Origin of the sequence: Pseudomonas sp. BNK-30, from assembly GCF_047456185.1 — a bacterium.
GTDB classification, from domain to species: Bacteria; Pseudomonadota; Gammaproteobacteria; order Pseudomonadales; family Pseudomonadaceae; genus Aquipseudomonas; species Aquipseudomonas putida_E.
On record NZ_CP179904.1, the window covers coordinates 2,304,898 to 2,329,551 of the forward strand.

At 56.5% G+C, this 24,654-nt stretch carries 24 protein-coding genes and 4 pseudogenes; 13 read left to right on the forward strand and 15 right to left on the reverse strand.

The features are described 5' to 3' along the window. Positions 1 to 62 precede the first annotated feature (62 nt). Entirely contained in the window at positions 63 to 1,337 is a 1,275-nt protein-coding gene (locus ACMGGN_RS10755; RefSeq protein ID WP_119688907.1) for an OprD family outer membrane porin, read from the forward strand. A gap of 89 nt (positions 1,338 to 1,426) precedes the next feature. Continuing rightward, on the forward strand, positions 1,427 to 2,278 hold the full coding sequence (locus ACMGGN_RS10760) for an alpha/beta fold hydrolase (protein WP_174141475.1): 852 nt from the start codon (positions 1,427 to 1,429) through the stop codon (positions 2,276 to 2,278). Between the two features lie 52 nt (positions 2,279 to 2,330). Here the strand turns inward: ACMGGN_RS10760 and ACMGGN_RS10765 are convergent, their stop codons facing one another. From ACMGGN_RS10765 to ACMGGN_RS10795, 7 genes are all read right to left on the reverse strand, one after another. Then, entirely contained in the window at positions 2,331 to 3,095 is a 765-nt protein-coding gene (locus tag ACMGGN_RS10765; protein WP_119688905.1) for an enoyl-CoA hydratase-related protein, read from the reverse strand. After that, a complete protein-coding gene (locus ACMGGN_RS10770) occupies positions 3,095 to 3,982 on the reverse strand; it encodes an amidohydrolase family protein (RefSeq protein WP_119688904.1) in 888 nt (295 codons plus the stop codon). The genes ACMGGN_RS10765 and ACMGGN_RS10770 overlap by 1 nt, the downstream gene beginning before the upstream one ends. Beyond that, a complete protein-coding gene (locus ACMGGN_RS10775) occupies positions 3,982 to 4,623 on the reverse strand; it encodes a carboxymuconolactone decarboxylase family protein (RefSeq protein ID WP_414156752.1) in 642 nt (213 codons plus the stop codon). The genes ACMGGN_RS10770 and ACMGGN_RS10775 overlap by 1 nt, the downstream gene beginning before the upstream one ends. Positions 4,624 to 4,626: 3 nt before the next feature. Then, positions 4,627 to 5,838, reverse strand: a complete 1,212-nt coding sequence (locus ACMGGN_RS10780; RefSeq protein WP_119688902.1) for a CaiB/BaiF CoA transferase family protein — start codon at positions 5,836 to 5,838, stop codon at positions 4,627 to 4,629. Positions 5,839 to 5,854: 16 nt separating this feature from the next. Beyond that, positions 5,855 to 6,496, reverse strand: coding sequence for a glutathione S-transferase family protein (locus ACMGGN_RS10785; protein WP_119688901.1), 642 nt, complete (start codon positions 6,494 to 6,496; stop codon positions 5,855 to 5,857). A 124-nt stretch (positions 6,497 to 6,620) separates the two neighbouring features. Next, complete coding sequence (locus tag ACMGGN_RS10790; RefSeq protein WP_414156753.1) at positions 6,621 to 7,247, reverse strand: glutathione S-transferase family protein; 627 nt, start codon at positions 7,245 to 7,247, stop codon at positions 6,621 to 6,623. Further along, positions 7,244 to 8,002, reverse strand: coding sequence for a GntR family transcriptional regulator (locus ACMGGN_RS10795; RefSeq protein WP_196914430.1), 759 nt, complete (start codon positions 8,000 to 8,002; stop codon positions 7,244 to 7,246). Before ACMGGN_RS10795 ends, ACMGGN_RS10790 begins: the two co-directional genes overlap by 4 nt. Before the next feature lie 191 nt (positions 8,003 to 8,193). Here ACMGGN_RS10795 and ACMGGN_RS10800 point away from each other — a divergent pair, with 191 nt between their 5' ends. From ACMGGN_RS10800 to ACMGGN_RS10810, 3 genes and pseudogenes are all read left to right on the forward strand, one after another. Continuing rightward, positions 8,194 to 9,717: a 3-hydroxyacyl-CoA dehydrogenase gene (locus ACMGGN_RS10800; protein WP_119688900.1), complete on the forward strand. Its 1,524-nt coding sequence runs from the start codon at positions 8,194 to 8,196 to the stop codon at positions 9,715 to 9,717. Positions 9,718 to 9,730: 13 nt separating this feature from the next. Continuing rightward, positions 9,731 to 10,510, forward strand: coding sequence for an enoyl-CoA hydratase-related protein (locus tag ACMGGN_RS10805; RefSeq protein ID WP_414156754.1), 780 nt, complete (start codon positions 9,731 to 9,733; stop codon positions 10,508 to 10,510). 202 nt (positions 10,511 to 10,712) lie between these two features. After that, positions 10,713 to 11,187 (forward strand): annotated as a pseudogene (locus ACMGGN_RS10810) (MMPL family transporter); the annotation flags it as partial. A gap of 80 nt (positions 11,188 to 11,267) precedes the next feature. On the opposite strand, the gene ACMGGN_RS10815 reads toward ACMGGN_RS10810, so the two are convergent. Beyond that, entirely contained in the window at positions 11,268 to 11,570 is a 303-nt protein-coding gene (locus tag ACMGGN_RS10815) for a ribbon-helix-helix domain-containing protein (protein ID WP_119688898.1), read from the reverse strand. 210 nt (positions 11,571 to 11,780) lie between these two features. Here ACMGGN_RS10815 and ACMGGN_RS10820 point away from each other — a divergent pair, with 210 nt between their 5' ends. The 5 genes from ACMGGN_RS10820 to ACMGGN_RS10840 all read left to right on the forward strand — a co-directional run bounded on the left by ACMGGN_RS10820 (position 11,781) and on the right by ACMGGN_RS10840 (position 15,532). Further along, positions 11,781 to 12,173, forward strand: coding sequence for a VOC family protein (locus ACMGGN_RS10820; RefSeq protein WP_119688897.1), 393 nt, complete (start codon positions 11,781 to 11,783; stop codon positions 12,171 to 12,173). A 119-nt stretch (positions 12,174 to 12,292) separates the two neighbouring features. Beyond that, complete coding sequence (locus ACMGGN_RS10825; RefSeq protein ID WP_119688896.1) at positions 12,293 to 12,853, forward strand: tat (twin-arginine translocation) pathway signal sequence; 561 nt, start codon at positions 12,293 to 12,295, stop codon at positions 12,851 to 12,853. Positions 12,854 to 12,863: 10 nt separating this feature from the next. Further along, positions 12,864 to 14,432 (forward strand): GMC family oxidoreductase, encoded by a 1,569-nt coding sequence (locus ACMGGN_RS10830; RefSeq protein ID WP_414156755.1) that lies wholly within the window; start codon positions 12,864 to 12,866, stop codon positions 14,430 to 14,432. Beyond that, positions 14,429 to 15,220 carry a hydroxyacylglutathione hydrolase gene (gene gloB, locus ACMGGN_RS10835; protein ID WP_119688894.1) on the forward strand — a complete coding sequence of 264 codons (792 nt, stop codon included), beginning with the start codon at positions 14,429 to 14,431 and terminating at the stop codon, positions 15,218 to 15,220. Before ACMGGN_RS10830 ends, gloB begins: the two co-directional genes overlap by 4 nt. Positions 15,221 to 15,241: 21 nt before the next feature. Next, positions 15,242 to 15,532 (forward strand): c-type cytochrome, encoded by a 291-nt coding sequence (locus ACMGGN_RS10840; protein ID WP_119688893.1) that lies wholly within the window; start codon positions 15,242 to 15,244, stop codon positions 15,530 to 15,532. Positions 15,533 to 15,874: 342 nt separating this feature from the next. Here the strand turns inward: ACMGGN_RS10840 and ACMGGN_RS10845 are convergent, their stop codons facing one another. The 6 genes and pseudogenes from ACMGGN_RS10845 to ACMGGN_RS10870 form a co-directional block, all read right to left on the reverse strand. Then, positions 15,875 to 17,194 (reverse strand): OprD family porin, encoded by a 1,320-nt coding sequence (locus ACMGGN_RS10845; protein ID WP_414156756.1) that lies wholly within the window; start codon positions 17,192 to 17,194, stop codon positions 15,875 to 15,877. Positions 17,195 to 17,236: 42 nt separating this feature from the next. Beyond that, a pseudogene (locus tag ACMGGN_RS10850) lies at positions 17,237 to 17,422 on the reverse strand (acyl-CoA synthetase); the annotation flags it as partial. A gap of 170 nt (positions 17,423 to 17,592) precedes the next feature. After that, on the reverse strand, positions 17,593 to 18,846 hold the full coding sequence (locus tag ACMGGN_RS10855) for an MFS transporter (RefSeq protein WP_231386205.1): 1,254 nt from the start codon (positions 18,844 to 18,846) through the stop codon (positions 17,593 to 17,595). A 24-nt stretch (positions 18,847 to 18,870) separates the two neighbouring features. Continuing rightward, positions 18,871 to 19,389, reverse strand: a pseudogene (locus ACMGGN_RS10860) (transposase); the annotation flags it as partial. Positions 19,390 to 19,506: 117 nt separating this feature from the next. Further along, positions 19,507 to 19,764: an RHS repeat-associated core domain-containing protein gene (locus ACMGGN_RS10865; RefSeq protein ID WP_286010437.1), complete on the reverse strand. Its 258-nt coding sequence runs from the start codon at positions 19,762 to 19,764 to the stop codon at positions 19,507 to 19,509. Between the two features lie 134 nt (positions 19,765 to 19,898). Next, positions 19,899 to 20,603: an NUDIX hydrolase gene (locus ACMGGN_RS10870; protein ID WP_046785474.1), complete on the reverse strand. Its 705-nt coding sequence runs from the start codon at positions 20,601 to 20,603 to the stop codon at positions 19,899 to 19,901. Between the two features lie 138 nt (positions 20,604 to 20,741). Here ACMGGN_RS10870 and ACMGGN_RS10875 point away from each other — a divergent pair, with 138 nt between their 5' ends. After that, positions 20,742 to 21,392 carry a nicotinamidase gene (locus ACMGGN_RS10875; RefSeq protein WP_039602273.1) on the forward strand — a complete coding sequence of 217 codons (651 nt, stop codon included), beginning with the start codon at positions 20,742 to 20,744 and terminating at the stop codon, positions 21,390 to 21,392. Further along, positions 21,389 to 22,587: pseudogene (pncB, locus tag ACMGGN_RS10880) on the forward strand (nicotinate phosphoribosyltransferase). Before ACMGGN_RS10875 ends, pncB begins: the two are co-directional and overlap by 4 nt. Before the next feature lie 22 nt (positions 22,588 to 22,609). Here pncB and ACMGGN_RS10885 read toward each other — a convergent pair. Next, positions 22,610 to 23,479, reverse strand: a complete 870-nt coding sequence (locus tag ACMGGN_RS10885; RefSeq protein WP_237858289.1) for a LysR family transcriptional regulator — start codon at positions 23,477 to 23,479, stop codon at positions 22,610 to 22,612. A gap of 110 nt (positions 23,480 to 23,589) precedes the next feature. Here ACMGGN_RS10885 and ACMGGN_RS10890 point away from each other — a divergent pair, with 110 nt between their 5' ends. After that, positions 23,590 to 24,651: a YeiH family protein gene (locus ACMGGN_RS10890; protein WP_125923010.1), complete on the forward strand. Its 1,062-nt coding sequence runs from the start codon at positions 23,590 to 23,592 to the stop codon at positions 24,649 to 24,651. Positions 24,652 to 24,654 lie beyond the last annotated feature (3 nt).

The window sequence follows — 24,654 nt, forward strand, 5'->3', positions numbered from 1 at the left end:
TAATTGTCGAGAGCTGACTCAACGTCAGCTGACAGAAACGCCCCCACATAGGACAGGTAACAATGACAACAAACCTGAACCGGCAGCTGCTGACGCTGACCACGCTCACCTTGGCCGCATCCTCAGGCGTACAAGCCGCGTTTCTCGAGGACAGCAAAACCTCGATCGACTCAAAAACGTTCTACTTTCAAAATGATTACCGCGATGGAACCGGGCAAAACCGCGTAGAAGAAGCCGCACAGGGTCTGACCTTTCGGTTCCAGTCTGGATATACGGATGGAGATATTGGCCTGGGGCTGGATGCTGCCCTGATGGCGGGGTTCAAGCTCGACTCAAGTCCTGAGCGAAGCGGCTCCGGACTGCTGCCGCGTAACGCCGAAAGCCGCCCTGGAGGCCCCAGCTATGCTCGAGAGTCCCAAGACGAGTACAGCAAACTCGCGCTGACAGCGAAGCTCAGGCTCTACAGAGATACTGAAGTGCTGTTCGGCACTATCAACCCCAACCTGGGAGTGCTGCAACCAAGCACCACGCGGCTGTTCCCTCAAGATTTTCAGGGTACCCAAGTAACAAATACCTCGATATCTGGCCTGACGCTCAGAGCCGGTAAGCTTGATCGAGCTCGTCATCGCGACTCGACCGATTACCAGGGAATCGGTATTGCCTACGCAAATGGACAGTACCCACGCACCGATGACGGTGACTTCAAATATGCAGCTGCAGACTACGCAGTCAGCAAGGATGTGGTGCTCAGCTACAACATCGGAGAGCTGCAGGACGTTTATCGCCAACACTTCATCGGAATCAAAGGCAAATTGCCGGCAGGGCCAGGACGCATTGTCAGTGACATAAGGTTGTTTGCCTCTGAAGAAGCTGGCTCCGGCGACGCAGGGTCTATCGACAACTGGATCTACAGTGGGCTGTTTGGGTACGAGTGGAATGGCCACACGCTGCAAGCCGGGTATCAGAAGGTAGATGGCAAGGGCGCATACCCTCAGCTCGAAAGTACCGCGACCTATCTGCATACAGAAATGATGATCACCAATTTCGCAAAGCAGAACCAAGCTTCGTGGCTAGCTCGATATGACTACAACTTTGCTGCCGCAGGCATCCCAGGGCTGATGCTAACCGTGCGTTATGTGAAGAGCGATGACGCAGAAGTGGTGGGTTTCCAGCAAGAAGGTCGCGAGCGTGAGCTCGATACCGATATTGGATATGTGGTGCAAAGCGGAACATTCAGAGACCTCGGCGTGCGTTGGCGCCATGGCGTGATGCGTAGCAATTACCAGCGAAACAGCGACCAGGATCGGCTGATCGTCGACTACAGCTTCAAGTTCTAAGCACTCGGCACTCGGCCCCCTCCCCCATCCTGACCACCTAGTGTCGGGATGGGAGCGCTCGTGCCCCGTTACCATACGAAGGTGTAACAATGAAACTGTCGAAATCAGTCGCATCACTAAGCTCTATCTGGGCCATTGCGCTCATACCAATTGCCTGGTCGCAGGATAATCTCCAACACCGTTCAATCCAGAATGCAGACGCCACGATCGCTTACTCAGTACAAGGCGAAGGCCCGCTGGTCATGATCCTGGCATCCACCGGACGGGGCAGCGCCGAATTTGCTCCATTAGCCAAGCAACTGGTGAGACGGGGTTATCGAGTCGTTTTGCCTGAACCTAGGGGTATCGCAGGCAGTAGTGGGCCGATGAAAAACGTGACTTTTCACGACTTTGGCAATGACTTTGCCAAAGTCATTGCCGCCGAGGGAGGCCCTGCAATTGTTGCAGGGCATGCGTACGGACAATGGATAGCTAAAACCGTCGCGAGCGACCACCCAGGGGATGTTCGCGGGATCGTGCTGCTCGCTGGTGGCGCTCGTCAGTGGCCGAGTGAGCTTTCAGAGGCAGTTACCCGGATAAATTCTGAGGAAACATCCCGTGATGAAAAGCTCGCTGCTTTGCGCTTGGCGTTCTTCGCCGAAGGCAATGATCCCGGCCACTGGCTTACCGGCTGGCATCCAGAAGTCACTTGGAGCCAGCGTGAAGCGCGAGCCAACACACCTAAAGAAAGCTATTGGGCGGGAGGTAGCGCCCCGATTCTGGACTTACAGGCTGGCTCGGATCCGTTTCGTCCCGAGAGCTCCCGCATGGAAACCAAAGATGAGTTTGGAGATCGTGTGACCGTCAAGGTCATTCCAAATGCGAGCCATGCGTTACCGGCAGAGAAGCCCTTGGAAACAGCCGATGCTATTGCTGATTGGGCTGATGGGTTACCTAAGTAGCGTTGATAAAAAAGGGAGATCATTGCTGATCTCCCTTTTTTACGCAGTGCAATCAGCGCCCGACAAATACCGGCGCTCGCTTCTCCACTACTGCCCGTGTAGCTTCACGAGCATCCTCGGTCGCCATCAGGCGTGTACTGTAGCTCTGCTCTACCTGGTATCCATCTTCCACTTGCATGAACTCGATCTCGTTCAGTGAAGCCTTGCCCATACGCAGGCCCAGTGGGCTCTTGCTTGCGATCAATCGAGCCAGTTCCAGCGCACGCGACAACAATTCCTCATGAGGTAGAACTTCCTCTACCAGGCCAATGCGCAGTGCCTCAGCCGCATCAATTGGCAGTCCAGTGAAGAACATTTTGCGTAGGTTACCCTGACCGATCAAACGCCCGAGGTGCGCGCCGCCGCCACAGCGCCCAACGTTGATCTCCGGCATGCTGAACTTGGCTCGTTCCGATGCCAGGCGGATATCACATACGGCAGCAAGTACCGTTCCTGCTCCCAGCGCTGGGCCATTCACTGCAGCAATCACCGGCACCGCGCACTGCCGCACAGCAGCAAAGCATTGCCGGACTACAGCGGCACGAGCAGGATCCTCATCAACGGTGGCAGCAAGGAACTCATGCAAATCCAGGCCAGCACAAAATGCACGATCGCCGGCAGCAGTAAAGATCACGCAGTTGACTGACGGATCGTCACCCAGCTGGGTGAACAGTTCCCCGATGGCTTGGTAGTGGGCCAGGGTGATTGCATTCACCGGCGCGCGATCCAAAGTGACTACGGCAACGCCATCGTTGATCTCAAGCTTCAAGTCTTGCATCACTCTCTTCCCTCAATATCGAAACCGAAAAGATGGGCAGGGTTATCTACCAGAATCTGACGAATGATTGCTTCATCTCCTACCCAATTCATGAAGACATCCAGCAACTGTCCAACATCCGGCGATGCATCAGCCATGCGAACAAATGGCCAATCAGATCCCCACAGCAGTCTGTCGGGACGTTTGCTCACCAAGGCCCGATGAAACGGCTCTAGCTCGGCATATACAGGGGACTGCCGAGACACACGACACAGCGACAGCTTTGTCCAAACTTGTCCACTTTCGAGCAGGCCCAGGAAGCGCTGGAAAGCGGCCCCATCGACCCCAGTCGTTACGTCAAATTGCCCCATGTGATCGAACACGATCGGCATATCGAGATCTTTGACTGATTCGTAGACATCTGGACAGTCCTGAGCCTTGGCCCAGATATGTGCGTGCCAGCCGCGTTCGCGCATGCGTGGAGCCAGTTGGCGCAGAGTATCTACGCCAATGCTGCCTGCGTAGCGCTTCCCACTACTGGGGTCGAGCATCTCGATGAAGCGCAATCCGCGCACCCCAGCACGATGCAGAACATCCAGGGAGGCATCACTGATACCTGAATCAGCTACAGCGATGCCTCGCGCACGGCCACGCAGCGCATCAAGTGCATTAACCAAGGCGCGAGTATCGGTTCCGTAAGGCGCCGGCTGAACAAGGACGCCCCTGTCCAACCCGACGCTGTCCAGCATCTGTCGATAGACCGACGGCGTCGCCAACGGGATCGCATAGGTCGCCGCACCAGTTGGAAAGCGTTCGAGAGGGCCAAAAACATGACTGTGAACGTCACACGCACCAGCGGGCACTACTCGAGATGTACGGGCCGGCATGCGCGGCTCAATCGTATCCATCAGCACTCCCCCGTCGCGGGCTGCGCGCAATCCTGGAATCTGGCCGGCGCAGGCGCTGTCAGACTGGGCAATCCGCAGTGGGTATCGGTTGGCACATCCAAGGGGGCTTTGACGCCATCAGGTAGCGGAATGCGGTGGACGTTCAGGGTCATGGCTACCAGCGTGTAGTAGCCAATCACCGATGACAACTCGACCACCCCAACCGTCCCCCAGCGCTCATGTATGCGCTCGTACACATCTTCCTGCACATCGCCGTGAAGCTGCATCTGTCGAGCGAATGTATAGATGTCCCAAGCCTCCGAGTCTTCGAAGACTGGAGCATCACCCGCAGCGATTGCTTCAATGATCGGACTCTCCAAACCGGCAGTGGCAGCATCACCGGCGTGGATATGCCATTCCAGCTGCCCGTTCCAGCGGCGGGCAGTCACCAAGATAGCCAGCTCACTGAGGCGCTTCGGGAGAACAGTGTCGTAACGCAACACTTCACCCAAGCGCTGCCAGCGGTCAGCCAAAACTGGGTTATGCATAGCTGCCCGCAAAGGCCCTACGAGTCGCCCGCGAGGGCCACGTACAACGGCTTCATAAACCTCAGCCTGCGCCTCAGACATGGTGCGAGCATCAAACAACGGAATTCTGGCCATGACTCACTCCTGCGAGACGGCGGATGGGACATCTATCTTGATTCCCAGCTCACTCAACACCTCAACCGTGTGCTCGCCCAACAATGGCGGAGCACGGTTGAAATCCAAGGTGGAGTTGCGCATGCGAATCGGACTGACCACTTGAGGTACGACACCTGCCAGTGGGTGGGGAAGTTCCCGTAGCATTTCTCGTGATTTGACCTGTTCGTCAGCGAAAACCATCGGCACAGTATTGATGGGGCCACACGGCACCTTTGCCGCTTCCAAAGCGAGCAGCCACTCCTGCAGTGGACGCTCAGCAAGCCGTTTAGAAATGATGCGGAGCAACGAAGGCAAATTGTCGACCCGAGCCTGGTTGGTAGCGTACAGCGGGTCATCGGCCAACGTTGGTTCTGAAATGACTTCGCAGAACCGACGGAATTGACCGTCGTTACCTACCGCCAGAACGATATGGCCATCAGCGCACTTGAAAACATCTTGTGGTTGGATGTTCGGATGGCGATTGCCTGCACGCTGCGGCGTCTTACCCGATACCAGGTGATTCATGGCCTGGTTGGCCAGTACAGCTGTTTGCACATCCAACATGGCCAAGTCGATGTACTCACCTTCACCTGTGCGATCGCGGTGAGCGAGTGCGGCCAGAACCGATACGGTGGCATACATGCCGGTCATGATATCGACAATCGGAATACCGACTTTTTGCGGGCCGCCGCCAGGAAGATCATCTCGCTCCCCTGTCACGCTCATCAAACCGCCCATGGCCTGAATCATGAAATCGTATGCGGCATTGTCACGCTTCGGGCCTGTTTGACCGAAACCGGTGATGGAGCAGTAAATGATATCGGGTTTGACGGCCTTGAGGTCTTCATAACCAAGGCCGTAACGGCTTAACGTACCTACCTTGAAATTCTCCAATACGATGTCCGAAGCTGCGGCAAGCTGCCTCACGACTTCTTGTCCAGCCGGGTCAGCCAAATCGACGGTGACGGAGCGTTTACCACGGTTGACCGAAAGGTAGTAACCCGCCTCTTTCGTCGCTTTGCCTTCTTTGTCTGTCAAGAAAGGAGGCCCCCAGGTACGGGTATCATCACCGACGTCGGGACGCTCGACTTTGATTACATCTGCGCCAAGGTCAGCCAAAACCTGCCCTGACCAAGGGCCTGCCATGATTCGGCTCAGATCGAGTACACGGATATGTGAAAGTGGGCCTGCCATGTTATGGACTCCAGAGTTAGGGCGCGCTGGGCGCGTTGTCGTCACGAATCATGGTCGCAATGACGGAGGGTCGAGATTGATAGCGCTGATACCACTGCGCGAGGGCTGGGTGGTCGGAGCGCCAATCAATGAAGGCCCATCGAAAATCGAGTTGGCCAAGAGCACATCCGATAGAGATATGGCCAAGCCCGAATGGCGCGGCCTCAAGCTCTGCTGCCTGGGCTTCCAACGCAGCTAGCACCGCAATGCATTTCAGGTTGAACGCATTGAGGAAGGGATCGTCTGTACAGTCGTATGACAAGCCACGGTCGATATACCAATTGCGCCACAACAACAGCGCATCGATAAAACCGTCGCCCAACGCTTGCCAGGTCATAGCTTGTATATACCGAGCGCGATCTGCGGGTATTAACTTGGCTCCGCCGTGAAGCTCGTCCAGAAAATCACAGATGACACGAGAGTCGTACAGCTTTCGGCCATCCTCCAGAACCAATGTCGGGATCTTGTTCAGGGGGTTGTCGTGCATGACCTGCTCGTTGAGCTGACTCATACCGACCACATTCCGCACGCAGGTGACGCGGTCGAGAAGACCCGTTTCGTGAAGTACGATCATCACCTTACGTACGAACGGAGAGCGAGGTGACCAGTGAAGAGTCATAACCTGGCTTGCGCTGCTTGAAGAGGGGGCAAAGGTCACTTTTGATCCTATGTGCTATCTTTATGACCTTTTCAGTATAGACTCATCTGAAAAGAGCTTACCATCCCTAATTCATCGATTTTTTTCAGGGTTGAAGAGGTGCAGTCAAACGACTGGAATCGCGCGCCTCAAAGCGTTGCTGCCAGTGGGCCAGGAGAAGGTATTTGTCGCGCCACACCAGGTCGTCAAACCGAACTGCAAGGTAGCCCAGGGCGCATCCGATTGCGATATGTCCGATACCGTAACGAGCAGCGTCCAGCTGTTCGACCTCCTTCTCCAGCATCTGCAAAGTTGACGAGAGCTTAAGTGCGGAGGCTTTCAGAAAGTCCTGTTGTTGCTGAGAGTCAGGTCGGTCACGCTCATGTCGCCAAAGGATCAGCGTGTCACACAAACCGTCCCCCAACGCCTGCCAGCGCAGCGCCTGCCAGCGCGCATCGGACGAGTATGGGTAAAGCCGTGGGCCATGCCCCAGGGTATCCAGGTATTCACAGATCACTACCGAGTCAAACAAGGCCATGCCATCGCTCAGCTCCAACGTTGGAATGCGCAACAACGGGTTGATCGTCGTCAGTGAGTCATTGGGTGTGTGCCGCGAGACCTTGGTGCGCACGCAGCGCACCTCGTCCTGCAACTGATGCTCATGGATCACGCACATAACCTTCCGGACGAAAGGCGAAAGTGGCGACCAATGAAGGGTCATCAAGGCAGTCATACGCTAACCTTGACGTCGAGCCTGACCACGTCACCCCGATAGACCCCATCCCCAACGAAGACCAGACGACCCTGATCATCTATGGCAGACCGGTAGCAGTAGGCGACAGGCGCATTGAGTGGGATCTCTAGAGCTTCTGCAGTTGCCAAATCAGCAGTGCCAATGGTGATGGTCTGGTGCACTTCTTTGAGCGTAAGGCCCGGCAGATCTTTGAGGATCCGCAAGGTAGTGTGGGTTTCGAGCAGCTTCGCTGGGATCTTGCGCACCAGCCGCGAATCAATGAAAGCGTTCCCAATGTAGTACGGCTTGCCGTCTCGCAGATGACGGCGTCTCCAGCACCTGTATTCCGGCGCCATTTCACCGATTTTGTGCTGCACATTAACGGGTTGAGCCTTGACGTCGAAGGACAGCACCTCAGTCGTAACCCCTTCGGGAGAGAGCAGAAGCCCCGACCAGTCAGTGGGGACTTCACACCACATTTGCTCTTGTGGCTGCTGGATAACAAAGGTTCCTTTCGCACGGAAGCGACGTATCAGCTTGTCCTCTTCGAGGATGTCCAATGCCTGCCTTACCGTAGCGCGTGCGACGCTACATTCCGCTGCAAGGTCATCGACGGTGGGAATCTGATCTCCCACCGGCCACAAACCTTGCTCGATTCTACGCCGGAATAATGTGGCCAGCTGGATGTAACGAGCAACCCCACTTCGGCTGAAATCAATGCCTGACTTGCCAGCCAATGCATCCATGTCTTTCATCAATTCGTCTCACCTGTGAGCCCCTCAGGGCATGCGTCAATCGCGTCAGGGCAGTATCGCATAAACCATAGAGTTACATTATTAGCCTTTTCAACCTAAGCCCCTATAATTCCATAGGTCATCCTATTGACCTTTATGGCGCCATGTCCGTACAGTGACGCAACACTCACACTGTCAAACGGATATCAGTCATGAGCACCGCACTGAGTACATCAGCCAGCATTGGCATCATAGGGGCAGGCACTATGGGTGCGGGCATCGTCGCGGTGGCGTTACGAGCGGGACATCCAGTTTACCTGCACGATACTCGCCAACAAGCGTTAACCAAGGGGGCCGAGACGGTGACATCATCGCTTGATCGCTGGGTCAAACGTGGGCACCTAACTGCTGATCAACGCGACGCATGCCTAGGACGCCTGACCCTTGCAACCAGCTTGACCGAGCTTGCTTCATGTTCGTTAGTGGTTGAAGCCATTGTTGAAAACCTTGAAATCAAGCAAGAGCTTTTCCGAGCGCTTGAGGGAATCGTTGGAGAGGGTGCGATCCTGGCCAGCAACACCTCATCAATCTCGATCACAGCGATCGCGGCTACGTTGCAAAAGCCGGAGCGGATGATCGGCATGCATTTCTTCAACCCAGCAACAGTGCTACCGCTGGTAGAGGTGGTTAAAGGCGAAGCCACATGTGCCACAGTGGTAGCCCAGATCAGCGAGCTCGCAGTGAAATGGGGCAAAAGCCCTGTTGAGTGCAAATCAACTCCAGGCTTCATCGTTAACCGCGTCGCCCGCCCGTTCTACGCTGAAGCCCTCCTCGCCTTGCAGGACAATGTCGCTTCCATTGGTGTCATTGATGCCGCTTTGCGCGATGCGGGTGGTTTTCGCATGGGGCCGTTGGAACTGATGGATCTTATTGGTCACGACACCAATTTCGCAGTGACCCAAAGCATCTACGATGCCTTCTTCCAAGACCCTCGCTACCGCCCTTCACTTATCCAGAAAGCACTGGTAGACGCGGGATGGCTCGGTCGGAAAAGTGGACGGGGATTCTACCGATACGACGAATCGACCAGCCAGAATGAGATCGTATTCGAACCTACCTGCTCTTCGCCAAACCTGGTGCAGCAATTTGGCGATTTCCCTGGTGCTCAAATTTTGGGGCGCCTGGCTGAGAGGCATGGTTGCCGCATCGAAACACACAATGGTGAAGGCTATCTAATCGTCGATGGCGTCCAGATACGACCTTGCCTCGGATTGACCGCAACCGAAATAGCCCTCAGCCAAAACCTGGATCAAGTCGTATTGTTCGACGCCTCCACCGGTCACGAAGCTGCATCCCTCGTCGTTCTCAGCAAAGCAGAAACATGTGAGCGAGCTTCCTTGGATAGCGCGATTGGCTTTTTCCAAGCGCTAGGTAAGCAGGTTGTAGTGATTGACGACGCTGCGGGGATGCTCGTCACTCGAACACTTTGCATGCTTGCGAACGAGGCTGCGGAAGCCGTTAGTCATGGCATTGCCTCTTCGCAGGATGTCGACCTCGCCATGCTCAAAGGCGTCAACTACCCAGTCGGCCCACTGTGCTGGGCGGACGGTTTTGGCAATCAGAATGTGGTCACAGTTTTAGACAACTTGGCACGCGCTTACCCAGATGGACGTTATCGCGCCAGTGCACTACTCCGCCGCAAGGCGCAGACAAACACTTTCTGGAAACAACTCTGAATTGAGGCCCCACATGACTTCCTCAAACCCAGTTCGACAGCAAATTCACGAGGATGGCTACGCCATCATCACCCTAGACCGACCAGTGCGTCGAAATGCTCTGAACCTGGAAATCAAACAACTACTAGCACTAGCTGTAGAGACACTCGCAGCCGACTCTCGCGTTCATGCTTTGGTAATAACGGGAGCCGGGGGGTATTTTGTTGCTGGGACAGATATCGCCGAGATGCGAGACATGACCCCGACTCAACACATTGAACTGAAAACTGGGCGACTATTCGAAGTCGTGGACTACTGCAAAAAGCCTGTTATAGCCGCGATCGAGGGGTATGCGCTTGGTGGCGGATGCGAGCTCGCTTTAGCATGCGATATCATTATCGCCTCGAGAACAGCGCGCCTGGGTCAGCCAGAGATTAACGTAGGCATCATGCCGGGAGCAGGTGGCACACAGCGATTGCTCCGGACAATTGGTAAATACCGTACAGCGTTGCTTACCCTCACAGGTGATCCACTGACTGCCGAGCAGGCGTTCAGTGCCGGAATGATTTCAGAATTGTGTGAAGAAGGGGCTGCGCTAGAACGGGCATGTTCTATCGCTGCCCGAATAGCACTTCAACCTCCGCTTGCAGTGCTCGCTATTAAGGAATTACTCGCAACAGGTGAGGATGCACCACTCCATAGCATGTTAAAGCGGGAGCGGAGTGCATTCGTGCAATTATTCGACAGCAACGACCAAAAGGAAGGAATGGCTGCATTCATGGAAAAGCGGAAACCGGTATATCAAGGACGCTGACTTGATCACTTCGATCTCTTCCTTGCCCCTGGAAATGATAGGTAAAGTGCATCTTTTTACGACTACCTCCCTCGCTGCGTTGAGCAAGCAGGCTGCTGCAGGAATGAATGAGGGTAGCCTCACCTGGTACGAAATTCCTCGAAACCAAGGCCTGCTCAACGCCATCATTACGCGCGCCTCAAGAGAACTGTTCAATCAGAACTGTGATCTGCTAACCATCAATGTCTTCCTCGCTGACCACAAAGCAGACACCCTCACCCGCGTGGTGAATACAGTTGAGACTTTCGCAGCAGCGAACAACAGCGAAACCCTTCAGTTCATGTCCGCAGCAGGTAATGCCGGGATTGAGGCCGCAACCAACATCGTCGTGAAGAAGGCAAATGTGCAGATGTTGATGATCAAACCTACGCAATGGTGAGACGCTATCGCGCGCCTATTACCATGCCTTGTTGTCGACTGGAAAGGTCGTGATCCTGACCGGCGTCACGCTGGGAATTGCGGTGGCTACCTGGGCACTCTCGCCCATCAAATTTCAAGCGGACATGGGCATACTGCTGGCCTTCATGTTCATCTGGAACATGCTGGGCGCTCTTATCCTGACTCCAGCTCTGGCAAGGCTATTCCTAACAAATCACCACCTTGGTGCTCATTCAAAAACTGGACAGGTGCTGCTTTGATCACCACCGACCCGTGTCACAGCGGGTCGGTATCTCAAGACCGCCCAACGGACAGCTGAGTTGCTCGGCTACCGATAGAATCAACCGGCAGCGATAGAGAATGGAACTACTTTATTTACCGCTTGCTTCTGATTCAGGTATCGGGTGCAGCTTACCCGCAGGAAGGATGCAAAATTCACTACCTCTCCGCGATAATCCATGACTTCCTCGTACAGCTTTGCGATGAGCTGGTTGGTGCTGACACCATCCGTTTCAGCAATCTCAGTCAGGATGTCCCAGAACTGGTTTTCCAGACGCAAGGTGGTGACTACGCCCCGAATACGCAAGGAGCGCGAGCGCGACTCATAGAGAATCGGGTCTGCCTTCACATACAGCTCACACATAACGCCTCCGCTGGATCTACCTGGTTAAGTCGCAATCGAGGGAATAGGCCCAAGCCTGAAGGTACCTCCCCAAAGCAGCACGCGGGTAATAAACCGCTATTACACGCGCCCATTTTGCTGCCGGGGGGGCTACGTAATAGCCACTTATTACCCGCCAGATTTTCATGCTGCCATCCTGAGTGCATAACAACACCACAGGAAAGCCTGATCATGCCGAAATTCCTCCATACCATGATCCGCGTAGGTGACCTGGATGCCTCCATGCGTTTCTACGGACAAGCATTCGACCTGCAGGAATCCCATCGCCTCGAGTTCGACGACTTTTCCCTCGTCTACCTGCGCGATCAGCAGAGCGGCACCGAAATAGAACTGACCTGGAACAAGGGCCAGGACGGCTACACCCACGGTAGCGGATATGGCCATGTGGCCTTCGCAGTAGATGACCTCGATCAGCATCACACTCGGTTGAACGAAATGGGACTTTCCCCTGCCCCCATCAAGGAATTCAAGCGCGGTGAAGAGATGCTCGCTCGCTTCTTTTTCATTCAAGACCCTGATGGCTACAAGATCGAAGTGTTGCAGCGCGCCGGCCACTATGAATAGCCCAATCTCGAGCATCTGACGTTCAGATGTAGTCGATCAATACCGTCTGAAAAACGCGCCCCCCTCTCACGCAGCACCCGTGATGTCAGGCTCCTAATAAGAACAAAAAGGAGAACCGCATGAACGATCTACAAGCCAGCCGCCGTGGCTTCCTCAAAGGCAGCGGCGGAATTCTTTTGGGTACACTGCTTTTCACGTCCGGCCCCATAGCTCTCCTTGCTCCCAGTACAACCTGGGCGCTCGAAATGAAAATGCTGAACAACACTGTGGCCGCGCGACTAATCGTTATGGTACGCCGCATCTATCCTCACGATCGGATGGAAGATGCTGTGTACGCTTTCGCGATCAAGGCGCTGGACGACCGCGCCATGACTGACCCCTCCATTCTTCCCCTGCTTGAGCAAGGCCTGAGCGAGCTAGACAAATCAGCAGGTGGCGCCTGGCTGGATCTGGATGAGGGGCGCCAATTGGCCGCGCTTGAGTCCATCCAGAACACCCCTTTTTTCACTTTGGTCAGATCAGTGTCGGTCAATGCCCTTTATAGCAACGAACTCGCCTACCAGCACTTTGGCTACGAGGGAGCCTCCTTCCCCAAAGGTGGCTACTTGATGCGCGGCTTCAACGATCTGAAATGGCTGCCTGCAGCCCCTACCGAAGCCAGCCCCCCCGCGTTTTCCTGAGGATCCGCACATGACTACATTCAGCTTTGACGACGACTCGGTAGTGGTGATCATCGGTTCTGGCGCGGGTGGCGGGACTCTGGCCAATGAGTTGTGTCAGAAGGGAATCCCGGTCGTTTTACTAGAAGCCGGCCAGCGGCAATCCTCAGCAACCTTCATCAATGACGAATGGCCTTCGTTCGAGCAATTGTCCTGGAGCGATACACGGACGACTTCGGGTTCATGGCAAATCGCCAAGGACTTTCCAAACCTTCCAGCTTGGATCTGCAAGACCGTGGGCGGAACGACTACCCACTGGGCAGGTGCCAGCCTGCGATTCCAAGAACACGAATTTCGAGCGCGCCAAACCTATGGTGACATCAAAGACGCGAACCTGCTCGACTGGCCACTGACGCTCGCAGACCTAGAACCCTTCTATGCAAGGGCAGAAGACAAGATGGGCGTGACGCGCACCAACGAGATTCCAGGCCTGCCGGGGAACAACAATTTTCAGGTGATGTATAACGGTGCTCGCAAGCTTGGCTACAAGAAATGCAGTACCGGCCACATGGCGATCAACAGCCGCGCCCGCGCAGGGCGTGCTCAATGCATGCAACTCGGCTTCTGCTTCCAAGGCTGCAAAATGGGGGCAAAATGGTCAACACTCTACACCGAAATTCCGGCGGCCGAGGCCACTGGCAAGCTTGAGCTTCGCACACAGGCTCACGCGGTGAAAATCGAACATGATGCAAAGGGTCGCGCGACTGGTGTGGTCTACGCAGATGCGCAAGGGCGACTGCAACGCCAAAAAGCGCGCCTTGTAGCAGTAGCAGGTAACGCCATCGAAACTCCCCGCTTGCTGCTCAATTCGACCAGCACATTGTTCCCTCATGGCCTTGGCAACGGTTCCGGAATGGTCGGCAAACATTACATGCGCCACACCACCGGTTCAGTATTCGCGGAATTCAAAGATCCGGTGCATTTCTACCGGGGCACCATCATGGCCGGGCTTATAGGTGACGAGGTGCACTTCAATCCCGACAGAGGTTTTGTCGGTGGCTACGAAATGGAAACCATCTCGCTCGGCCCCTCCTTCATGGCAGCGTTCTTCAACCCTGGTGCCTGGGGGCGCGACTTTACCCGAGTTATGGACAACTACACGCATCTGGCTGGCATGTGGCTGGTCGGTGAGGACATGCCCCGGGAAAGCAATCGCATCACCCTAAGCGATACCGTCAAAGACCGTTTCGGCATTCCAGTAGCAAACGTGCACTACGACGACCACCCCAACGATATCGCAATGCGAGAGCACGCCTATCGGCAAGGTAGCGCCGTATATGAAGCTGTCGGCGCACTGAAGACTCACCGCGTCCCCCCCTACCCCTCGACTCATAACATGGGCACTTGTCGCATGAGCCACAAGGAAGCCGATGGCGTCTGCAACAAATACGGGCAAAGCCATGAAGTCCCGAATCTGTTCATTTCGGATGGCAGTCAGTTCACCACCAGCGCAGCCGAGAACCCTACTCTGACAATCGTTAGCCTTGCGATTCGTCAGGCTGAGTACATTGCCGATGCTTTGAGGACGCATGCGGCATGACTACTTCCGCCAAGCGCCTCGAGATTTACGCTCTCCCAGCATTTACCGACAACTACATCTGGCTTCTGGCCGATCACTCAAGCCAGGCCTGTGCAGTTGTAGATCCAGGCGATGCCGGACCCGTTCAAGCTTGGCTGGAAGAACATCCCGGTTGGGCGCTCACCGATGTACTGATCACTCACCATCACAGCGACCATGTGGGTGGTGTGAAAAAACTGAAGTCTGCATTCGATCTTCGCGTCCATGGCCCCGAGAACGAGCCGATCCCTTACAGGGATCGGCCACTCAAGGACAGCGATCTGATTCAGGTATTAGGACGAACCATCAATGTGATCGCAGTGCCTGGCCATACTTCAGGGCACGTGGCCTATCACCTGGTTGATGAGAAAGCGCTGTTCAGCGGCGACACGCTGTTTAGCGCCGGCTGTGGCCGCCTGTTCGAGGGTACGCCTATGCAGATGCTGACGTCGCTCGAATGTCTCGCAGCGCTACCGGAGGAGACGCAGGTATATTGCGCACACGAGTACACCCTCTCCAACCTGCGTTTTGCTTTGGCTGTAGACCCAGACAATCACCAAATCGCCGAGCTCTTGGCTGAAGCCTGCGAAGTCCGAGGCCGTGGACAGTGCACCTTACCTACCCGAATTGGCGTTGAGCGCGCATCTAACCCGTTCTTGCGTGTGCGGGAAGCGGGAATCGTTGAGGCTGTCCAACGCTACGCGGGACTGAAGATCACATCTGCCGAGGAATGCTTTGCAGCCTTACGCAAGTGGAAAGACAATTTCTGAACAACAAGAAGAAGATCACCTATGAAAAAAACACTGCTGATTACCCTGACAGCCTTCATGATTGCTACTGCCCAAGCGGCTCAAGAGCCTGAGGTCGTATTCGCAAAATCCTGCGCCATGTGCCACAACGGACAACTCCCAAACGCGCCCAAAAAAGGTGATACCACTGCATGGAAACCCCGCCTTGCTCAAGGGCAAGACGTACTGCTCAAAAATGTGGTGAAAGGATTGAGTGTCATGCCACCACGTGGACTCTGCAGTGACTGCAGCGACGAAGACCTCATGGCAACGATAGGCTGGATGTCTCGCTGAGGACTGAAAGGAGCTGTGCTTTGAAAAGAGTCATTTCTGTAGGCAACGCTGAAGTAGAGCACCCAAAGCATCTATCGAGCATCACTTGGGCAAAGGGTGCCTTCCCCCGCAATTCCCAGCGTTGGTGTTCCGGTGACTTATCGTCCCAAAGCCTCTACGGGACGAACGCCTCGCCGCTTGAGAAATAACTGATATGCAGCTTCTCCTTGATGGCGTTCTCCATGAAGCGCCTGCACCTCGCTTTTCACGAGCCGCTGGATCAATTCCACAGGAGGGAACGAAGCCTTCGCCTGGGGATGATGTGGAAAGGGCCGATTAGCAGGTTCGGCCCGTTACACCACTTTAGAAGTTAAAGGTATAACGCATGATCAATCGATTTTCATTAGCGCTATCCGCATAGGTCGATCGGTTCGTAGAGTTACGCCATTGGAACGAAACGCCCTTTGCAGGCCCACTCTGGATGACATAAGAGATGTCAGTGACCCGCTCCCATTCTTTGCCATCGTCCCCGTTTAGACGCAGAGAAGCGGCTTGGCGGCTTGTCAGCAGAGTAGGATCAACATCATCCCCTTTCATGTACCTGGTGGTAAACAGCAAGCCAGGCACACCCAAAGCAGCGAAGTCAAAGTCATACCTCGCGAACCAGACGCGCTCGTTGGGGGCAGTGAATGTGCTGACCAGCGATTCGCCGAATAGGTAGCTATCTGTGCCGTTTACAAACGCAAATGGCGTGTCGCCCCAAGCCTTTTGGTAACCGCCGCCGATGGTGTGCCCTTTAATGCTGTAGGCGAAATAGCTACTCAGCGTCCGGTTGTCCACCTCACCTAATTTTTTGGAGCCGGTTTCGCTAGCATCGAACAGGCGAACATCCGCGATCACATTGCCTTCCGAAACTGGCTGGATAACTTTAATCCCCGCGAAGTAGGATTTGTAGAGGTCTTCAAGCTCGGCGGCGTGCAAGCTGAATGTCATGTCCTTTGCTGGCTTGAAGTCCAATGCCATGTAGTTATAGTGATCAGCCTCAACCGGAGCATAGCCAGTAGCTGTGAGGGATTCGAAATCGGTGGAATTACGCTGCTTCACGGCGTTTACCCTGATAGCCGTTACCGTCAATTTATCGATATCGTTGACGGTCAAAGACCCCCCGCGAAAAACCTGAGGCAGTAGGCGACTATTATTGCTCCAGAGGAGAGGCATTAGAGGATTCACCCCTCCTACCCTCAACTCAGTCTTGCCTACCCTCGCTTTAGCGGTAGCCACAAATTTTCCGTACTCGTCTTCCACATTCCTGCCGGAATCGTAGGCAAGCAGCCCAGACCCCGTTCTGTCAGGGCTAAAGTCAAGCTTAACCCCCAACAAGCCCATGGCATCGATACCGAAACCCACTGGCCCTTCTGTGAAGCCAGACTGCAGGTTCAGAATAAAGCCTTGTGCCCACTCATCGCGCTTGGACTGCGCAGCTCCATCATTGCGAAAATCGCGATTGTAATAGAAATTCCGAAGCTCGAAATTGCCTTTGAAGTCGTCCACGAACGCGGCAGAAGCATAAGGCGCGACTAACAGTACTACCGAACAAACCAACGATTTTTGAGAAAAAATAGACATCACAGGCACCTTGTTCTTGTTGTGTGCTTGAGCATGAGCCGCCCACCAGCGCCTCATGTAGATTCTGCCCTTGGATAGGATCAAAGCGCTGCTGACGAATTAACCATTTATCACCAATCCAGTGATTGCATCCCGACTTCCGGCCAACTCTCGAAGCATGCATTTCTGAACCTTGCCAGTTGCAGTTTTTAGAAGCTCTTGGACAATCACTCGACGAGGACACTTAAACCGCGCGAATCGCTCCTGACAGAACTCAATGATTGCACGCTCCGAGGGTTGGACATGGCCCGGCTTTAATTAAACGAGAAACGATAATTCCGGCCATGCAGCTCATGCAATCCTTTGCTTATCGCTTCGACTGCTCCCCAACAGGCTGTAGAGCCGTCTCGTCCGAACCTACCGATGATTGGCACAAGCGATGAGTAAGCATTTGAACCTGTCTCTCAGATTTACGGTTAGGTCAGATCGTGTGAAACAGTGGCCTTCTTCCTCACCACAGCGGAGTCCGCGCGAGATTGGTTGATCATGGTCACAGCAACAGCACCTATCAGTCCGGCGAGACCGATTGCCATGAAGTTCTGCTCCAGAGGCAAGGCCATCGATACGAGTGCACCAATCAAAACAGGCGCGACAATCGCCCCGATGCGACCGACGCCCGACGCAAAGCCGACCCCAGTGGAGCGGATGGTGGAGGGATAGAAATCTCCGGCGTATGCATAGGCCAGAAGCTGGGTACCGAGCGTCGAGGCACCCACGATGAACACTACGACGAAGAGCAGTTCAGTAGAGCGCGTATAACCCAGTAGCGTGAGTGCAACCGCGCCCACTACGTAGAACACCACCAAGACGTGCTTGATGCTGAATTTATCGCTGAGCCAGCCACCGAAAATTGCACCGAAGATCGAACCGAGATTGAACACGATAACAAAATTCAGGGCGGAGCCGAGGCTGAAGCCCGCCATGGCCATCAGCTTGGTGAGCCATGAGTTGAGCGCGTACACCATGAAAAGCCCGGTCATGAATGCCATCCAAATCATGACGGTGCTGTATCCACGCCCTTCCTGGAAAAGGCTTCGTACAGGCTTCTCTTGGGCAGAGACAATTTGAGGGTTGCCGACGAGCTGAGTGTCATCCTTGATCATAAGGTCAGGACGGAGGCGACGGGCAATGACTTTCAACTCGTCATCCCGACCTTGTTTCAACATGAAGCCGATAGAGTCGGGCATGGTCTTCAGTATAAAGGGAATCAAAACTACTGGTAGGGCTGCCACGTAGAACACATATTGCCAACCGTAGCTTTCGATCAGTTGCTTACCAGTGAGCGCTACCAAAATTCCTCCCACCGAATAGCCCGCGAAAACGATGGTCACCAGGCGGGTGCGAACTTTCAAGGGCGAGAACTCTCCCATCTGCGCCGTGCAGATAGGCAGCACGCCGCCGATCCCCAGGCCGGCGATGAAGCGCATGATACTGAAGGTCAGCGGGTTGTCAGTGAAACCTGCTGCAGCGGTGAATATGCTGAAGAGAGCTACACAGATTGCGATCATCTTTGGCCGACCAATACGGTCTGCCAGAGTGCCCAAGAAAATTGCCCCCAGCATTGTGCCAAACAGTGCTGAGCCAGCCATCACGCCGGCACTGGTTGCGTCAATTTGCATGTCAGCCATGATGGCTGGGATCGTGTCCCAGGAAGTGGTGTAACTCATCATGGCTCTGGCCATTGAGTTCGCCGTTTAGTTGATCACAGCTGACAGCTTGGCTTGTGGATTATCGCTGACCGCTTCGAAGGCCTCCAACTGCATGTAACGTCTTTGCAGGCACCACTCGTCGTTCTGCTCCAGCAGCATCGCGCCTACCAGCCGTGTGATGGCCGGATCGTTGGGGAAAATCCCCACGACATCGGTGCGGCGTTTGATTTCAGCGTTGAGCCGTTCAAGCGGGTTGGTGCTGTGTAACTGCTGCCGGTGTGCCTTGGGAAACGCCATGTGAGCCAGCACTTCATCCTCACAGCCGTCCATGAGCGTCGCGATCTTCGGGTACTTTTCGCGCAGTTGATCGGCGACCAACCGCCATTGCTGATGGCATTCGGCACGGCTGTCCTGGGCGAAGACCGTGCGCAGCAGCGCCGCTACCATGGTGCGGTGACCTTTGCCGACGTGGGCCATGGCATTGCCCATGAAATGCACACGGCAGCGCTGCCTGGTCGCGTTGAATACCTTGGAAACAGCCGCCTTGAGCCCTTCGTGGGCGTCATAGCGGGCTTGGTCATCGTGGTTCTCTTGGTTAAGGTAAAGTCCGCAAACTCAACGTTAGCCACGAACCACGATGACCATTCTCTATCGCCCGCAGGGCGCCTTCGGTTGGTTCAGTTACACCACTTCCCGGGTCATGACCGCCCAAAATGGGCTCAAGGCGTCAGGGCTGGTGAATCTTCTGATTGGTGGTGCATACCATCGATGGCCATTGCCCAACGGATAGAAACCGCTCGCGGGATCAAGCTTCTGCCCAACGAACCCTATCATCGGCGCCCGTTGGACAATAGCGGAAGAGCCATAAGGCGAGTAGGTTATCTTGCAAGTCTCGCCGCCATCCGATGCCAGCGTCTGTTTTCGATCAAGGTCGTTCACTCTGGCGTCAGACTGTGCAGAGTTATTCAAGCTACTCCGAAGTTCAACGAACTGCCCACTGGCAGTTTTATCAGGTCGCTCTTCCCGTCCGCCATAAGTGAGCCAAGTTCACAATCACAGAACGGTCCAGGCCATCAGGCACCTTCCGGCAGTAAGCTACGGTCGAACATGAACGGCCGATCTCCCTGCGGCGTATATTGATACAACTGCTGGGGCCTGCCGAGCCGCGGCTGATTCTTCTCCCCCGTATCGCGCACCCAACCCAGCTCACGCAGGCGCTCCAGGCGCTTGCGCAGCGAGGTGCTGTTCACGGCCTGGCCCAGGCACGCTTGCACCGCCCCCAATGCATCGAGCACCGTGAACTTCTCGGCCAGCAGGTTCAGCGGCAGGCTGCTGTACACCGTCTTGCTCGCCAACCGTTCGCGGGCGCGCTCCACCAGCAGGTTGTGATCGAACGGCAGCAGCACCTTGCGGCCCAACACACTGTCCAGGTCAAAAAAGGCCAACTGGTCACCTTCGACCTGCTGCCGAGGGTCAAGCAAGGCCAGGTAATAGGTGCTCAACGACCAACCGCGCGGGTCGCGGAAGGCATTGCCTTCGGTGCCTACCTGCTCCAGGTAACGCGGCAGCACCCGGGCCTTCTCGCCCAGCGCGCGCTCGGCGGCGGCCTCCAGGCTGGTGTCCGGGGTGCGGCCATTGACGAGCACGCCGGGCAGAGCCCACTGAGCGGCATGGGGCTCGCGCTCGCGGCGATGCAACAACACTTGCAGATGCTGGGCTTCGGGGGCCAGGCGCAGCGCGACGATATCGACGCTGGCCAGGACTTCGGCTGTACTCACTAAAAGGCTCCACTGCTCAATGACGCAATATTCCACCAGAGCGCTTAACTGGGGCAAGCATCGATAACTGCAGGACGTGTGCTTGACACACTTATATCACCAGGTGAATTATATAACCAGCCCAGCGAGGAGAGCCCCATGAAAATCGCCAGTTTCGATGTCGACGCGCAAAACGGCTTCACCGCCAATGCCCCACAGGAATTGCCGGTGCCCGAAGGCAATGAAATCGCCGCCGACCTCAACACCATGGCCCTGCGCGCCGACCTGCGCCTGGGCAGCAAGGACGCGCACCCGGCCAATGCCGCGTGGGTGGTCACAGAACCTGGGCAAATGCTGCAACCGCTGACGCTGGCCAATGCCGACCTGACCTGGGTCAGCCACTGCGTGCCAGGTACGCCGGGCTTCGAACTGCTGCCAGGCCTGCCCGCCCCCATCGATTACGACTACTTCGTGTGGAAAGGCGTCGAACCCGACCTGCACCCTTACGGTGCCTGCTACCACGACCTGGCCGAGCGCCGCTCAACGGGCGTCATCGAATACCTCAAGGTGCAGCAGGTGGGCGCGGTGATCGTCGGTGGCCTGGCCCTGGACTACTGCGTCAAGACCACCGCCCGGCAGCTGCGCCAGGCGGGCTTCCAGGTACTCCTGTACTTGCCTGCCTGCCGCGCCCTGACCCAGGAAGGCGCCATCAGCGCGTGCGGCGCACTGGCAGCCGAGGGCGTCATCCTCTGCGGCGACGAGGCCGCGCTCGACCACCAGCTCTCTCTGATCAAGGAAGACCGCCCATGAGCGAAAGCGTTTTCGGCCCACGCATCGTCCAGAACCTGCTGGACACCGACTTCTACAAGATCACCATGATGCAGGCGGTGCTGCACAACTACCCCAACGCAGAAGTGGAATGGGAGTTTCGCTGCCGTAACGGCGAGGACCTCTCGCCTTACCTGGCTGAAATTCGCTATCAGGTGGAGCAACTGGCAGACGTCACAGTCACCCACGACCAACTGGCGTATCTGGAGAAAATCCCGTTCATCAAGCCGGACTTCATCCGCTTCCTCAGCCTGTTCCGCTTCAACCTGCGCTATGTCCAGGTCGGCCTGGATGACGCCGGGCAACTGGCGATCCGCGTGCGCGGGCCGTGGCTGCATGTAATTCTCTACGAGATCCCGCTGCTGGCGATCATCAGCGAGGTACGCAACCGCTACCGCTATCGCGAAGTGGTGATGGAACAGGTGGGCGAGCGGCTGACCAGAAACTGGACTGGCTCAAGGCCCATGCCAGTGCCGATGAGCTGGCGGGCTTGCAGCTAGCCGATTTCGGCACCCGGCGGCGCTTCTCGTACCGTGTACAGGAAACCGTGGTACATACCCTCAAACGCGATTTCCCGGGGCGCTTCGTCGGCACCAGCAACGTGCACCTGGCCCGCGAATACGAGCTCAAGCCCATCGGCACCATGGCCCACGAATGGTTCATGGCCCACCAGCAACTCGGCCCGCGCCTGGTCGACAGCCAGGCTGCCGCGCTTGAGTGCTGGGTACGCGAATACCGTGGGTTGCTGGGCATCGCGCTGACCGACTGCATCACCATGGACGCGTTCATGGTCGATTTCGACCTGTACTTTGCCAAGCTGTTCGATGGCCTGCGCCACGACTCGGGCGACCCGCTGGCCTGGGCCGAAAAGGCCATCGCCCACTACCAGAAACTGGGCATCGACCCGCAAAGCAAGACGCTGATATTTTCCGACGGGCTGGATTTCGCCAAGACGCTTGGGCTGTACCGCGCCTTGCACGGGCGCATCAATGTGAGTTTTGGCATCGGCACCAACCTGACCTGCGATATCCCCGGCGTCAAGCCAATGAACATGGTGATCAAGATGACGGCCTGCAACGGCGCGCCGGTAGCCAAGATCAGTGACAGCCCAGGCAAGACCCAATGCCGCGATGAGAACTTCGTGGCGTACCTTAAACATGTCTTCAAAGTGGCTTGAGCACTGTCATATATCATGAGTGTCACGTACACAGCGCCATGAACCGTGCCGCCGCCCGCGAGGGCGTGGCCGCATGCGGCAGCAGGATGGAAAAGTGCCTGACCAACGGCTGCGGGGCGATGTGCAATCGCTGCAGTGCGCCCCCCTCATGCCTGATCGACATCGCCGAAACGAAGCCGATGCCCATCCCCGCCCGTACGGCCTCCTTCACCCCTTCGACGCCGGCAATTTCCAAGGCTACGCGCATGGCCACGCCACTGCGCGCAAACGCCCGTTCAACGATCTGCCGAACCCCGGAGCCGCTTTCACGCAGCACCAAGGGGTAGCTGCCCAAGGCTTCCAGCGTCTGGCCCGCCTGATTGGCCAACGGGTGAGCGCTTGGCACGATGGCGACGATTTCGTCCTCACGCCACGGCGTGACACCCGTGCCCAGCGGCAGTTCCTGCCCGGGCGGGCCTTCGATCAGGGCAATGTCCACACTACCCAGCGCCGAGACGATCTCTGCGGTATTGCCGTGCAAGGTGCTCACCTGCACCTCGGGGTATTGCGCATGGAAGTCGGCGATCAGGTAAGGCAGCAGGTAGCTGGCGGGCGTAGTGCTGGCACCGATGCGCAAGGTGCCGCGCTCCAGAGCGCGCAGGGCGTCGCGCAGTGCCTGGGCCTGGCGAAAGGTTTCGCGCAGGCGTTCGGCATGGGCCAGCAGCTGCTCGCCGGCCGCAGTAAGCCGCACGCCGCGGCCGGCACGCTGGTACAGAGGCTCGCCGAATGCGTCCTGCAGCAGCTTGAGCTGGCCAGAGACAGCCGGCTGCGACAGATGCAAGGCCAACGCCGCATGGCTGATGTTGCCATGCTCGGCAACGGTGGCAAACGTTATCAGCTGTTCCGGGGTCATGAATGCAAAATATCAGCTAAACGGATATTTTCCATCCTGAATTACGATTTTTTATAAGCTTATAACCAAATTAAAGTAGGCCCTGTCGATTCACCGTCCGGAGGACTCACATGGCCACGGTACCGTCCAACCCTGCCTTTGCCCCTACCCTCTCTACCCGAGGGCGGCTCAACGGCATCCTGTTCGTCGCGTTGTTCGCGTTCGCCGTCACCCAACTGGCGGCCATGCCCGTTATCGCCAACCTGGGCATCAGCCCGCTGATCGTCGGCATCGTCGCCGGTGCCCTTTACGGCAACGCCCTGCGTGATGGCGTACCGGCCAGTTGGGCGGCGGGCATCAATTTCTCTGCCCGCGGGCTACTGCGCATCGCGGTGGCCTTCTTCGGCCTGCGTGTCAGCCTGCAGGAAATCGCCGAGGTCGGCTGGTCAGGCCTTGCGGTCTCGCTGCTGGTGGTGGTCAGCACTCTGCTGATCGGCCTGTGGTGCGGCATGAAGCTGCTCAAACTGGACCGCGATACCGCCTTGTTGACCGCCGCCGGTAGCGCCATTTGCGGCGCCGCAGCAGTGCTGGCCTTCGAATCGGCGCTGCGCAGCGCACCGCACAAGAGTGCCATGGCAGTGGGCAGCGTGGTGCTGTTCGGCACCCTGTCGATGTTCCTGTACCCGCTACTGATCAACAGCGGCTGGTTGCCGCTCGATACCCTGGGTGCCGGCCTGTTCCTGGGCGGCACCGTTCATGAAGTCGCGCAGGTGGTGGGCGCGGCAAGCAATGTCAGCCCCGAGGCCACGCACATCGCTACCATCGTCAAGATGACCCGGGTGATGCTGTTGGTGCCGGTACTGCTGGTGGTGGGTGTCTGGATCAGCCGTACCCGGCTGCCGGGCCAGGCACAAGGCAACGGCCGCATCGCCATGCCCTGGTTCGCTTTCGGCTTCCTCGCGCTGGTGTTGGTGAACTCGCTGCAGGTATTGCCAGGCAGCGTGACCCAAGCGGTCAACAGCCTGGACACCTTCGCCCTGACCATGGCCATGACCGCACTGGGCATGGAGACACGCTTGAGCCAGATCCGCCAGGCCGGCCCGCGGGCGCTGGTGACCGGGGCGATTCTCAACCTGTGGCTGCTCGGCGGCGGGCTGGCGATTACGCTGGGTGTGCAAAAGCTCTTCGCATGACTT

Coding starts and splice junctions, on each gene's coding strand:
- ACMGGN_RS10890 (WP_125923010.1), top strand. CDS start 23,590: ATGGCCACGGTACCGTCCAACCCTGCCTTTGCCCCTACCCTCTCTACC.
- ACMGGN_RS10800 (WP_119688900.1), top strand. CDS start 8,194: ATGAGCACCGCACTGAGTACATCAGCCAGCATTGGCATCATAGGGGCA.
- ACMGGN_RS10760 (WP_174141475.1), top strand. CDS start 1,427: ATGAAACTGTCGAAATCAGTCGCATCACTAAGCTCTATCTGGGCCATT.
- ACMGGN_RS10785 (WP_119688901.1), bottom strand. CDS start 6,496: ATGACTCTTCACTGGTCACCTCGCTCTCCGTTCGTACGTAAGGTGATG.
- ACMGGN_RS10840 (WP_119688893.1), top strand. CDS start 15,242: ATGAAAAAAACACTGCTGATTACCCTGACAGCCTTCATGATTGCTACT.
- ACMGGN_RS10815 (WP_119688898.1), bottom strand. CDS start 11,570: ATGTGTGAGCTGTATGTGAAGGCAGACCCGATTCTCTATGAGTCGCGC.
- ACMGGN_RS10845 (WP_414156756.1), bottom strand. CDS start 17,194: ATGAGGCGCTGGTGGGCGGCTCATGCTCAAGCACACAACAAGAACAAG.
- ACMGGN_RS10755 (WP_119688907.1), top strand. CDS start 63: ATGACAACAAACCTGAACCGGCAGCTGCTGACGCTGACCACGCTCACC.
- ACMGGN_RS10820 (WP_119688897.1), top strand. CDS start 11,781: ATGCCGAAATTCCTCCATACCATGATCCGCGTAGGTGACCTGGATGCC.
- ACMGGN_RS10885 (WP_237858289.1), bottom strand. CDS start 23,479: ATGACCCCGGAACAGCTGATAACGTTTGCCACCGTTGCCGAGCATGGC.
- gloB (WP_119688894.1), top strand. CDS start 14,429: ATGACTACTTCCGCCAAGCGCCTCGAGATTTACGCTCTCCCAGCATTT.
- ACMGGN_RS10790 (WP_414156753.1), bottom strand. CDS start 7,247: ATGACTGCCTTGATGACCCTTCATTGGTCGCCACTTTCGCCTTTCGTC.
- ACMGGN_RS10780 (WP_119688902.1), bottom strand. CDS start 5,838: ATGGCAGGCCCACTTTCACATATCCGTGTACTCGATCTGAGCCGAATC.
- ACMGGN_RS10795 (WP_196914430.1), bottom strand. CDS start 8,002: ATGAAAGACATGGATGCATTGGCTGGCAAGTCAGGCATTGATTTCAGC.
- ACMGGN_RS10875 (WP_039602273.1), top strand. CDS start 20,742: ATGAAAATCGCCAGTTTCGATGTCGACGCGCAAAACGGCTTCACCGCC.
- ACMGGN_RS10775 (WP_414156752.1), bottom strand. CDS start 4,623: ATGGCCAGAATTCCGTTGTTTGATGCTCGCACCATGTCTGAGGCGCAG.
- ACMGGN_RS10765 (WP_119688905.1), bottom strand. CDS start 3,095: ATGCAAGACTTGAAGCTTGAGATCAACGATGGCGTTGCCGTAGTCACT.
- ACMGGN_RS10855 (WP_231386205.1), bottom strand. CDS start 18,846: ATGATGAGTTACACCACTTCCTGGGACACGATCCCAGCCATCATGGCT.
- ACMGGN_RS10770 (WP_119688904.1), bottom strand. CDS start 3,982: ATGGATACGATTGAGCCGCGCATGCCGGCCCGTACATCTCGAGTAGTG.
- ACMGGN_RS10830 (WP_414156755.1), top strand. CDS start 12,864: ATGACTACATTCAGCTTTGACGACGACTCGGTAGTGGTGATCATCGGT.
- ACMGGN_RS10805 (WP_414156754.1), top strand. CDS start 9,731: ATGACTTCCTCAAACCCAGTTCGACAGCAAATTCACGAGGATGGCTAC.
- ACMGGN_RS10825 (WP_119688896.1), top strand. CDS start 12,293: ATGAACGATCTACAAGCCAGCCGCCGTGGCTTCCTCAAAGGCAGCGGC.